We start from the raw sequence: 11,727 nt of genomic DNA on the forward strand, positions 1-11,727 counted from the left end.
CAACCATTAAATCCGTATACCCTGAATTTCAGGGGCTTTTTCGTCCTTCCCTCCCTCTCTAAATGTCGTAATTGTGCCGCAGAGTGCTGAAGCCGCGCAGCGCGGACCTTTTCATTGCAGGTTTGTTGACCGAGTAAGCGAAGAGGCCGGATTTTCTGCCGGAGTTGTCAGCGGTATTGAAGAGCCGGCTAGGTGTTGGTACGATTGACAACATGAGGGCAAAGCAGCTATTGAAAACCCGAGCTCCCCTTGGGGTAGACCGGTTCATGGATGTCGTGATTTGGGAGGCCGAGCATGAGCACCGTGACAGTTGAAGTGGCTACGCGCGAGACCGTGGAGCGACGCATGAAGGCGGCGCTTAAGGGCAAGTCACAAGGTGACTTCATCAGTTTTCCCGACGAAGAGACATTGTGGCGCACACTGACACCCAAGCGCTGGCTGTTAATAAAAGCCATGACCGGTGCCGGGCCTCTTGGTATTCGGGAGTTGGCTCGCAAGCTGGAGCGTGACGTCAAGGCCGTTCACACCGATGTTCAGGCCCTGCTTGGCTGTGGTGTGTTGGATAAGGATGATAGCGGCAAGGTCTATTTCCCCTACGACGCCGTTCACGTGGATTTTGTCGTCAAAGCCGCGTAACGCTTTTGACGGTCAGTAAAGTATCGCTCGCCTCGTTTAATACCTGAGTATCCGTTCCTGGCTCAAGACGGCGAGAGGGCGGAAGTTTGCTAAACTCGGTGGCATCATAACAAATCAACCACCGGAGTTACCCCTATGAAAACCTGCCTTGGCGCTGCGGCGCTTGTTCTGTGTTCCACCACGGCGTTTGCCGCTGATTGCCTTGAAGCCGACGCCCTCAAGCGGCTGGATGGTCAGTATGAAGACGCGCTGCGGGTGGGCAATCCTGAGTTTATGCGCGCTCTTCTGGCCGATGACTTTGTCTGGGTGCACAACCATGCCGTGGCGGCGGAAGACAAGGCGACCCTGGTCGGACGCCTGGGGGAGGGACATGAGGTGCCGCTGGCCCGACGTTCGGAGCAGTTGGAGTATCGGCGCCTGGATAACACGGCAGTGCTCACTGGCTTTACCACGGTGGAGAAGTCGCCTCGTGAAGAGGGCGGTGAGGTGCGGGGTAACAAGTATCACTTTATGCGCACCTACGTTGCGGTGGAGGGCGAATGTCACCTGCTCTCCAATCAGACCATGAAGGTCTGGAGTTCGGAAGAGGAGGTGAACTGATGCGCTATGTGGTCGTGGGTACCGGGAATATCAGTAATACCTATGTCAATGCGCTGGCCGAGCGGTCGGGCAGTGAGCTGGTGGGGGCGGTGTCCCGTTCCGGGCGGCCGCTGTCGGCGGCGCCGGCGCTGCCGGTCTGGCCTTCGATTGACGCGGTGGATGCCGATTTCGATGCGGTGATTTTGGCCACGCCCAACGGGTTGCATCACCAGGGGGCGATCGACGCAGCAGCGCGGGGCAAGCATGTGCTGACCGAGAAGCCGCTGGATATCAGTATTGAGGCGATGGACCGGATGACCGACGCCTGTGATAAAGCGGGCGTGATGCTGGCGGTCTGTTATCAGCGGCGCACTCGGCCGGACAATCAGGCGATCAAGGCGTTGATGAATCAGGGCGCCTTCGGACGGATTTACGCGGTGGATCTGGCAGCCAAGTTTTATCGGGATCAGGCCTACTATGACAGCGGCGATTATCGCGGTGGCCTGGCACTGGATGGCGGCGGTCCCTTTATGCAGCAGGCCTGTCATAACCTGGATATTTATACCTGGCTGTTCGGTTTACCCGGGCAGGTGGAGAGTATGTTGGGGACCTTTGCCCACTATATCGAGGCGGAGGATCACGGTGCGGCGCTGATGCGTCATGAGGATGGGATGATCGGTACGGTGGTGGCTTCAACTGCGGCCCGGCCGGGTTTTGCGGCGCGGATGGAAGTGCATGCCGAGCGCGGCAGTTTTACCCTGACCGACGATGTGGTAACCCAGTGGGCGGTGGATGGGGTGGATAACCCGAGCGCGCCTGGGGACCACTATCAGCACGACGGCGCCACCAGCGCGGCGGTGACGGACACCACCGCGCATCAGGCAATCATCGAGGATTTTGAAGCGGCCGTTCGTGATGGCCGTGAACCTCTGGCCGGACCGACCTCGGCCCGACTGACCACTGAGCTGATTCTGTCGATCTATCAGAACGCGGTTTAACGCGGAAAGCGACGCTTCCAGTCTTCGTATTTTTCCAGGACCTCGCTCGGTTCGGTGGTGTACCAGCCGTAGCCTTCGCGGCGCTCCATGGAAATGTCTTTGATGTCGTAATGCACCGAGTGGTCCCGGTAGCCAAACAGGGGGCGGTTGGTGCCGATTTCGGCAAAGCGGGACCAGATGGGTGGCGCGTCCGCGTCGGGGACGATTTCCCGGGTGTCACTGTCCCATCGGTAGCCGGTGATTACGTTGTTTTCATACCACGCCATGGCGGAGTGAATGGCGTGTTGTATCTCGGCGGAGGGATCGTTCAGATCCATCATGAAATCCAGCAATGAGACGCTTTCGGCGGTGGCCAAGGCGACCATCTCATAGGCACGGGCTTTCATGGGCTCCAGGGTCCTGGGGTCATGCTGGCCACCCCAGAGGGTGGGCTTGCCGTTCACCACCACCTGCGTGGCCAGTGCGGCGTCCAGGGCCCGGTCGAGGGCGGCGGCGGATTCGGCCCGCAGGTCGTTCGGGGCCTGCGCGAACGGCGCTTTGCCCAGGCTGACCCGGTGCAACACGGTCATATTGTTTTCCATCACCTGGTCGTTGTAGGTGATGTAGTCATGGTATCCGCCGCGCAGGGGGAAGTTCTGGGGCCAGCCGCCGTTGGGGTACTGGGCTTCCAGAATCAGCTCGACGCCACGCACGTAGGCTTCCAGGTAGCGCGTATCACCGGTGGCGGTGTGTGCTTTGGCCAGCAGCTCGATCTGGGTTGTGGTGGCACTGTTGTCGAAGGTGGGAATGTAGCTGGATTCATACCCGAAGTGCTCGCCGGGCTGGCGTGGGCGCTTGCTCATGTCGGTGCGTTTGGACCAGCCGCCGGAGGGCGTCTGAAAAGACACCACGATGTCGGCGATTCGGCGGCCTTCGTCGGTGCTGTACCACTCGGTGGGTTGATTGGGGTCGAACCCGAAGCGGTGGGTACGGGCGGGTCGCTTGGGATTGTCGAGGCCTTCGGCGGCCACTTCCCCGCGAATGAAGTCCCGATCGACTGAGCGCCAATGGTCGGAGCGGGCCCGGTAATCCTCCCAGGCGGCGTCGGAGGTGGCGATGGTGTCGGCAGCTTCCGGCTCGGCCGGTTGATTCTGGCAAGCCAACAAAAGGCTGGCGCAGCCCAGTACCGCCCACCAGGCGGGGATGCGTATGTTCATAGTATCTCTCACTCTCACGGTCTATTTTTATGGGTGGCTCCGGGGAGCCCCGGCACCCGGGTTGATGTTGTGGTTTGGGGTGGGTGCCGGTGTTTTCGGTGTCGCGATTACAGTTTACAGAAATATATGGTCGTCGCCAGGGAAGACACCGGACTTGACGTCGGCCACGTACTTTTTCATGGCGCCGGGAATGTCGCCGGCTTCGGTCAGGAAGTTTTTGGAAAACTTCGGTGGCTGCTCGGTCAGGCCCAGAATGTCATTGATCACCAGCACTTGTGCGTCGGTGTCCCGGCCCGCGCCAATGCCGATGGTCGGTATTGGGGTGTTTTTAGTGATGCGCGCGGCCAGTGCCGAGGGCACGCATTCCAGCACCACGAGATCGGCGCCCGCCTCGGCCAAGAGCGCGGCATCTTCGGCGATTTCATCGGCCTGGGCGGCATCCCGCCCCTGCACCCGAAAACCGCCGAACTTGTTGACCGATTGCGGCGTGAGGCCCAGGTGGGCGCATACCGGAATGCCGCACTCGGACAGACGGCGCACGGTCTCTGTCAGCCAGCGGCCACCCTCGATCTTGATCATCTGGGCTCCGGCCTGCATCAGGCGGGTGGCGTTTTTCAGGGCATCGTCCAGGGTGGCGTAGGTCATGAACGGCAGGTCGGCGATGATCAGGGATTTCTGGTTGCCGCGCGCCACCGCCTCCACGTGGTAGATCATCTGCTCCATGGTGACCGGAATGGTGCTCTGGTAGCCGAGTACCGTCATGCCCAGGGAGTCCCCCACCAGCACGGCTTCGACCCCGCATTTCTGGGCCATGGCGGCCATGGGGGCATCGTACAGGGCCACCACCACGAACTTCTCATCGGAGCCCTTGAGCTTCTGCAGGGTTTTGACGGTCACCGTCTTGTTCAGGGCGGTATCGGCGTTGGCTCCGTAAGGCATAGGGTTCTCCGTAACGGGCTTAGAGGGCGGGCGTCGGGTTGTAGTAGTGGCGCCCGCTCTTGATGGTTAACAGGGTTTCGATCAGTTGCTGGAAGTGTTCCCGGTTTCGGGCGAGATCCAGGTCCTGGGCGTTGACGATCAGCAGGGGTGAGCTGTCGTAATAGTGAAAAAACTGGGTGTAGGCCTCGTTCAGGGCCTCAATGTACTCCGGGCTTATGCGCTGTTCGCTGGCGATCCCGCGCTCGCGGATGCGCTCGTTCAGAACGCGCGAGGGGGCCTGAAGATAAATCACCAGATCGGGTCGGGGGGCATCCAGTGTGAGCCGATCGTACACCTGTTGGTAAATGGCCAGTTCGTCATCGTCCAGGGTGACCTGAGCGAACAACTGATCTTTCTCGATCAGAAAATCGGCGACCCGCACCGGCTCGAACATGTCGTTCTGGCGCAGCTGTTCCAGTTGGTTGGCTCGCTGGAATAGAAAGAACAGTTGAGTCTGCAGGGCGGCGGTTTTCGGGGAGCGGTAGAAACGCTCCAGGAACGGGTTCTCTTCCGGCTGCTCGAGCAACACGTCGTAATTGAACAGTTGGGCCAGGTTTTTGGCCAGGGTGGTTTTCCCGACACCAATTGGCCCTTCCACGGCAATGTAGCGGGGAAGGTCGGCCTGGGAAAAATCCAGTTGTTGATCGTCAAACATCGCTGCCACGCGTTACGACTCCCGGTGTTGACTGTCAGGGTTGAACCGCTCCAGCCCCTCGTAAGGGCAGGCCTTCAATAATGACGCAAGTGAGGTGCCTGTGGGAAGGGTCAGGTGCGGGGCGATATCCGCTAAAGGGTAGAGAACAAAGGCGCGCCGGGTCATTTCCGGGTGGGGAACGGTCAGGCGCGGTGTGCTCAGAGTCTCGTCGCCGTAGAGCAACAGGTCCAGATCCAGGGTTCTCGGCCCCCAGTGTTGGCTGCGCACCCGCTGGTGGGCCTGTTCGATGCCCTGTAGGGCATCCAGCAGTGCCAGTGGTTCCAGGCGGGTATCGAGGCGGGCGACGGCGTTGAGGTAATCCGGTTGGGGCGGGCCCACCGGTTTGCTGGAATACAGTGGCGAGCGCGCCACCAGGGTGCTCTCCGGCAGCCCGGCCAACGCCTCGAAGGCGCGGCTCAGTTGCCCGAACGGATCGTCCAGGTTGCTGCCGAGGCCGATATAGCAGGGGGTCACGCTCAGTCCTGGGAACTGGGAGTCGGACTTTCCTGGCGGGGCGCACGCCGTTTCCGGTTGCGCCGCCGACCGCTCTTGCCACCCGGTCCCTGACGGCGGGCCTCAGCAATCATTTTCTGCTGCTCCGGTTCATCCACTTCCTGGAATCGGGTCCACCAGCTGCCCGCGCCACCCAGGCGCTCGCCGGAGGCTTCGCGCAGAATCAGGAAGTCGTAAGCGGCGCGGAACCGGGACTGCTCCAGCAGCTTCTGGGGGTGGCGGCGCTGTACCAGGCGGTGCTGCATGTCCCACATTTCCCGCATGGGAATCAGGAAGCGCTTGGGCAGGGCGGTGTGTCCCAGTTGTTGGCCGATGACCTCGGTGGCGGCCTGCTGATAGGCCGCTTGCGGTGGCATGTTCTTGACCAGCTCGTCGGCCCGGGCGCGCATTGGCGGCCAGAGCAGGGCGGCGTAAATGAAGGCCGGCGTCACCGGTTTGTCGGCCCGCACCCGCTTGTCGGTGTTGGCCATGGTCTCTTCGATCAGGGCCAGGCCTTGCTCGTCGCCGGCCTGCAGCGCTGCCTCGGTGCCCGGGAACAGGTGCTCGAGCAGGTGGTAATCGCGCATCAGTGTAAAGGTGGCGGTCGCCGAGCCGGCCATAAACAGCTTCAGCACTTCTTCAAACAGGCGCGCCGGGGGGATGTTGCGCAGCAACTCGCCCAGCTCCAGAATCGGATCGGCGGTGCCGGGCTCTATCTTGAAGCCCAGTTTGGCGGCAAAGCGCACCGCGCGCAGCATGCGCACCGGATCTTCCTTATAGCGGGTTTCCGGGTCGCCGATAATGCGCAGGGTGCGCTTCTCCAGGTCCTTCAGGCCACCGGTATAGTCGTGAATGGCGAAGTCATTGAGGGTGTAGTAGAGCGCGTTGACGGTGAAATCCCGCCGCACGGCGTCGGTTTCCAGGGAGCCGTAGACGTTGTCCCGCAGGAGCATGCCGTCTTCACTGCGGGACTGCTCGTGGTGGCCCCGGAAGGTGGTGACCTCAATGATCTCCCGTCCCATGCGCACATGGACAATCTGAAAGCGCCGGCCAATGATGCGCGCTCCGCGGAACAGCCGCTTGATCTGCTCCGGTGTGGCGTCAGTGGCCACATCGAAGTCCTTGGGGTGACCGCCCAGGAGCAGATCCCGCACGCCGCCGCCGACCAGGAAGGCCTGATAACCCGCTTCGTCCAGGCGTTTCATGATACGCAGGGCCGCCTGACTGATGTCCCGGCGGGAGACCTTGTGCTGGTCGCGGGGGATAACCCGGAGTTGGGGGGTGGGGCGTGAACGGGGGCGCAGTTTGTTGATAAGCCGTCTAAGCATGGGCATTGGGTTACTGTCAGTGAGTGCTTTCGCCGGCAGCCGTGCCGGACTCGAGTCTGAAAGCCGGGCAGTTTAGCACGGGCGGGGGATGGTGGAAACGTTGGGAGCCGGGAGGGGCCCGTGTTGACGGGGGCCAGAAAGCAAAACGGGAAAGCCGAAGCTTTCCCGTGGGATCGATTCGCCAAGGTTCCCTTGGCCTGCAAATCGGCGCGTCCGTGCCCTCGTATCAAGTGTGCGTGCTTGCAATCCCGCTCCAGTGTCTAGTCAGTCTTTCCGCTTTTCTTGTGTAGTTATCATTATCATTTTTTTATGGGCGTAAAGCACAAGGCTTTCGCTTCTTTTTATTGTTGTTTCGTTATTATTATTTACGTTTCTATTTTTATTGTTTCTTGTCGTTATTATGTTGCTTTCGTTTTTTATTGTTTGTTGTTGTTATTTTTGAACTTCTTCTTTTCTTATTGTCTATTGTTGTAATTATGTTCGTTTCATTTCTTATTGTTTGTTGTTGTTATTGTTGGCGTGCTTTTTATTGTTTGTTGTTGTTATGTGCCCGGATATAGAGCACGTCCCGTGCCAGAAATGTAAAGTTCAATAAAATCAATAAGTTAGTTTATTTGTATGATCTCTCGTCATCCTGATCCATTTCGAACGGTTACAGTTCCTGAGCCAGACTGTTACGTCGTTTGTGGGGGGTAACAACTCTGGTGCAGGTAACAGCCTTGGCCGGGGGTAACCCTGCGTAACGCTTATGGCGCCAAAATCGTTTTTGTGGCACATTAAAGGTCTTTCTGGGTGTTACGGCGGTTAGACAGGCAGAGCCCTCCGGCGCTGAGGGTGCGCGCCGAAGGATCGAGAAAAGGAGGGGAGAAGGGGCTTACTTGGCGCCAGCGGCCTTGTTGCGGGGAATGCCGAAGCGCTGCCGACGCTCCCAGAGACACTTGCGGCTGACGCCCAATTTGCGGGCCAGCTCGGTTTCGCTCATGGTGTCTTGGTGCTCGAGCACGAAGCGCTGGAAGTAGTCTTCCAGAGAGAGATCTTCGTTCGGGTCCTGGGGCGCTTTGCCGCGCGGTTGGATGCGCTCGGGCGAGGAGCGGGTATCGTCCTCGTCATCTTCTTCAAAACGCACCAGATCCAGATCAATATCCAACAGCTCGTGGCTGATTTCCTGGGTGTCTTCGCACAGGATGACCGCGCGCTGCATGGCGTTTTCCAGCTCACGCACGTTCCCCGGCCAGGTGTAGGTGGTAATGGCCTGCACCGCCTCTGGGGACAGCTTCAGGTTGGGTTTTTCCATTTCCTGGCAATAGCGGGCCAGCAGAGCCTCGGCCAGGGTGATGATGTCTTTACCTCGGTCGCGTAGCGGGGGCAGCTCCAGCTGCACCACGTTGATGCGGAAGTACAGGTCTTCCCGGAACTTGCCCTCCTGAGCCAGTTTGCGCAGGTCCCGGTGGGTGGCGGCCACCAGGCGGACATCCACCTTGTGGGACTCCACCGAGCCGATCGGGCGTACCTCGCCCTCCTGCAGGACCCGCAGCAGGCGCGCCTGGGCCTCCAGGGGCAGCTCGCCAATCTCATCGAGGAACAGGGTGCTGCCGTCGGCCGCCGCTACCAGGCCCTCGCGAGTGCTGGCGGCACCGGTGAAAGCGCCTTTTTCATGGCCGAACAGCTCGGATTCAATCAGGGTTTCCGGGATGGCCGCGCAGTTGACGGAAATCATGGTCTTTTCCCGCCGGGGGCTCTCTTCATGGAGGGCCCGGGCCACCAGCTCCTTGCCGGTACCGGTTTCGCCGCGCACCAGCACGGTGGCCTTGGTGGGGGCCACCTTGTGAATCCGGTTGTACAGGTCGTGCATCACGTCACTGGCGCCGATCATGCCGGCTATGGCATGGCTGGCGGTGGTGGAGCTGTGTTTTTGCAGGTTGGCAGCGTTGGCCTTGCCAATGACCCGCTTGACGGCGGTGACCATCTCTTCGTGGTCGAACGGCTTGGCGATGTAGTCCACCGCGCCCATGCGCATGGAGTCGACGGCCGAGCGCAGGCTGGCATAGCTGGTCATGATCAGCACGGGCACGCTGTCGGCGAGCTTGATCAGGTCGGTCCCGGGCGCGCCGGGCAGTCTGAGGTCGCTGATGATCAGGTCAAAATCCGCGAGGGTGAACTTGCCGGTGGCCTCTTTGACCGAGGGCGCTTCGCTCACCTCGTACTTGTTGCGCTCCAGCAGGCGGCGCAACGCGGTGCGGATGATGGGTTCGTCTTCAACGATCAGGATTTTGCTCATAGTGCTCACATCGCCTATGGTCTGGCAGGTTGCGAAAGGGGCCGGGCGCTGCCGTTCGCCGGGCCCCTGCAGGCCTGTTTGATGCCGGAAAATATCACTCCGGCCGCATGGAATCAATATGGCGCGGTAATTTGATGGTGAATTGTGCGCCACGTTGGTGCACGGTATCCACCGGGCTCTTGATGTCGAGCTTGCCGCCGTGATCCTCCACAATACTGTACACCATGGCCAACCCGAGCCCCGTGCCATCCCCCGGGTCCTTGGTGGTAAAGAAGGGTTCGAGAATCTGGTCCATCTTGTCCGCCGGGATGCCGCTGCCCTGGTCGGTCACGGAGAAAATGATGCTGTATTCATCTTCGCTGCTGTCCAGCATAACACGGCTGCCGGCTGGGCTGGCATCCCGGGCATTGGAGAGCAGGTTGATGAAAACCTGGATCAGGTGCTGGCTGTCGCCCGCAATAATGGCGTTTTTGGCGATATTGTTGACGTACTCCACCTGATTTTTGTCTTTCTGCAGCGACAGCAGCTGAATGGCCTCGTTGGCGCAGGCGCGCAGGTCCACCGCCTCGAACTCGCTCTTCTTGTTCTGCCCGCTGTGCGAGAAGCTCACCAGGGACTGGACGATGCGGGTCACCCGGTCGGTCTGGCTCAGGATGTGCTCGGCGGTTTCCAACACTTCCGGGGCGTCGGACTCGTAACGCAGGTTCTGGGCCAGGCTGGAAATGCCGGTAATGGGGTTACCGATCTCGTGGGCCACGCCGGCGGCCAGTCGGCCCACCGAGGCCAGACGCTCACTGTGAATCAGCTCCTGCTCCAGCAATTGGGTCTCGGTCACGTCTTCGAGCAGGATTACCTGGTCGTACTCGCCGCTGTGGATGCTACCCTCAATATTGGCTTTGTGCAGGCTGATCCAGTGCGGACGCCCGTTCAGATCGATCTCCTGGCGGTAGTAGTGGGGCTCGGTGCTTTCGCTGAAATCGATCAACAGGGCCCGCCAGGGCTCGGACAGGTCGTCCAGGCGCGAGCCGGTGACATCATCGCTCGGGGTCTGGGTCAGCAGCTCCATGGCCCGGTTCCACATCAGGATTTCACCGTCGCGGCCCAGGGAGCACACGGCCATGGGCAGCTCTTCCAGGGTTTTCCGGTGGTAGAGCCGCAGGTTGTTAAGCTCGGCCGCCATGCCCGTCAGGTGGTCCCGGTACTGGGCCAGGCGGTTTTCAATCAGGTTGATGTCCAACGTGTCGCGCCGCTCCGCCAGGGTGTAGGGCAGGTGGCGGTCCATGATTTCGCCGGCGACATGAATGCCCATCAGGCCGGAGAGGTTGGCTTCAATCTGGTCCCGCAGCCGGCGCAGGGCGTAGGGGCGCCGCTCGGTGATGCGCAGCCCCAGCTCGCTCAGGGCGACATCCACCTCACGGCTGGCGGTGACCTTGCCCAAGGATTTGGCCAGGCGGGTTTTGAACTCCGCCGCGCTGTGCACATCCAGAGCCTGCCGCACCGGCTGGCTGAGTTCGTCGGCGGCGCACAGCTCGGCACTGTACTGCTCTTCTTCGGTTTGCCGGGTGATGAGCGACAGCCCGACGAATATGGCGGTGTTGGCGCCGACCGACAACAGGGCAATGGCACTCCACTGCTCCATTCCGAGGGGCAGAACCAGGTCGGTTCCCGGCAGGGGAAGCGAGGTCAGACCGGTCAGTACCGGCAACAGCAGGCCTACCGCCCAGATCAGTGTGCCCACCGTCAAACCGCTCAGCAGGCCGCGCCGGTTCCCCTGAGGCCAGAACACGATGGCAAACATGCCGGGCAGAAACTGCAGGGTTTCAATAAAGGTGAGCAGTGCCAGGTTGGTCAGGCTGTGGCGGTTGTCCAGCAACCAGTAAAAGAAATAGCCCCCGAAAAACAGGGTGGCGATCAGCACTCGGCGCAACCACAGCAGCTGCCGGTAGAGGTCATCCCGGTTGCGCAGACTCAGCGCCGGCAGAATCCAGTGGTTCATCACCATGGTGGCCAGGGCGAGCATCATCACCACCATGGCCCCGGTGGCGGCGGACAGGCCACCGATAAAGGCGAGCACGGTCAGACCCGTGGACTCCGCGAGAATCGGTACCCCGAGGGTGAAATACTGGGCGGGTAGCGGAACAGACAGCTCGAAGCCCGCCCACAGAATCGGGAAGATCGGCAGCGCCATCAGCAGCAGGAACAGCGGGAACGCCCAGGTAATGGTGTGCACGTTGCGGGTGAGCAGGTTCTCGGTCACGCCCATATGAAAGATGTGCGGCATGGTGATGGCGGTGGCCACAAACACCAGCAGCAGAGTGTGGGCGGCGCCGTCCTGAATGGGGGCGTGGAGCAGGGCGAGGTTTTCCGGGTTCTGGGAGAGCCACTGGTCCAGGCCACTGAAGCCGTCGAACACGCCGTACACCGCGAGCAGGCCGATGGCACACAGGGCGAAGACCTTGATCAGGGACTCGAACGCCATGGCGGTGAACAGGCCGCGGTGCTGGTCGCGGCTGGAGCCGAACAGGATGGTGAACACCGCGAGCAGGGC

General features: G+C 60.8%; 10 protein-coding genes. 3 read left to right on the forward strand and 7 right to left on the reverse strand.

The genetic code is table 11. From position 1 onward, the window contains the following. The first annotated feature begins 294 nt into the window (after window positions 1-294). The 3 genes from B3187_RS07385 to B3187_RS07395 all read left to right on the forward strand — a co-directional run bounded on the left by B3187_RS07385 (window position 295) and on the right by B3187_RS07395 (window position 2,213). A complete protein-coding gene (locus tag B3187_RS07385; protein WP_286805464.1) occupies window positions 295-636 on the forward strand; it encodes a hypothetical protein in 342 nt (113 codons plus the stop codon). 135 nt (window positions 637-771) lie between these two features. Beyond that, window positions 772-1,236, forward strand: coding sequence for a nuclear transport factor 2 family protein (locus B3187_RS07390; protein WP_286805466.1), 465 nt, complete (start codon window positions 772-774; stop codon window positions 1,234-1,236). Beyond that, a complete protein-coding gene (locus tag B3187_RS07395; RefSeq protein WP_286805468.1) occupies window positions 1,236-2,213 on the forward strand; it encodes a Gfo/Idh/MocA family protein in 978 nt (325 codons plus the stop codon). Before B3187_RS07390 ends, B3187_RS07395 begins: the two co-directional genes overlap by 1 nt. Here the strand turns inward: B3187_RS07395 and pelA are convergent. From pelA to B3187_RS07430, 7 genes are all read right to left on the reverse strand, one after another. Next, window positions 2,210-3,409, reverse strand: a complete 1,200-nt coding sequence (pelA, locus tag B3187_RS07400; RefSeq protein WP_286805470.1) for a pectate lyase — start codon at window positions 3,407-3,409, stop codon at window positions 2,210-2,212. The genes B3187_RS07395 and pelA overlap by 4 nt on opposite strands. A gap of 114 nt (window positions 3,410-3,523) precedes the next feature. Continuing rightward, entirely contained in the window at window positions 3,524-4,348 is an 825-nt protein-coding gene (panB, locus tag B3187_RS07405; RefSeq protein ID WP_286805471.1) for a 3-methyl-2-oxobutanoate hydroxymethyltransferase, read from the reverse strand. A gap of 19 nt (window positions 4,349-4,367) precedes the next feature. Beyond that, window positions 4,368-5,042: a deoxynucleoside kinase gene (locus B3187_RS07410; RefSeq protein ID WP_123638889.1), complete on the reverse strand. Its 675-nt coding sequence runs from the start codon at window positions 5,040-5,042 to the stop codon at window positions 4,368-4,370. A 12-nt stretch (window positions 5,043-5,054) separates the two neighbouring features. Further along, window positions 5,055-5,555, reverse strand: coding sequence for a 2-amino-4-hydroxy-6-hydroxymethyldihydropteridine diphosphokinase (gene folK / locus B3187_RS07415; RefSeq protein ID WP_123637994.1), 501 nt, complete (start codon window positions 5,553-5,555; stop codon window positions 5,055-5,057). A gap of 2 nt (window positions 5,556-5,557) precedes the next feature. Then, a complete protein-coding gene (gene pcnB, locus B3187_RS07420) occupies window positions 5,558-6,901 on the reverse strand; it encodes a polynucleotide adenylyltransferase PcnB (protein WP_286805473.1) in 1,344 nt (447 codons plus the stop codon). Between the two features lie 874 nt (window positions 6,902-7,775). Further along, window positions 7,776-9,179 carry a sigma-54-dependent transcriptional regulator gene (locus B3187_RS07425; protein ID WP_123637993.1) on the reverse strand — a complete coding sequence of 468 codons (1,404 nt, stop codon included), beginning with the start codon at window positions 9,177-9,179 and terminating at the stop codon, window positions 7,776-7,778. A gap of 94 nt (window positions 9,180-9,273) precedes the next feature. Further along, window positions 9,274-11,727, reverse strand: a 2,454-nt coding sequence (locus tag B3187_RS07430; protein WP_286805476.1) for an ATP-binding protein, incomplete at its 5' end; no start/stop codon positions are given.

It is taken from the genome of Marinimicrobium sp. UBA4209 (genome assembly GCF_002381585.1).
Taxonomy (GTDB): Bacteria; Pseudomonadota; Gammaproteobacteria; order Pseudomonadales; family Cellvibrionaceae; genus Marinimicrobium; species Marinimicrobium koreense.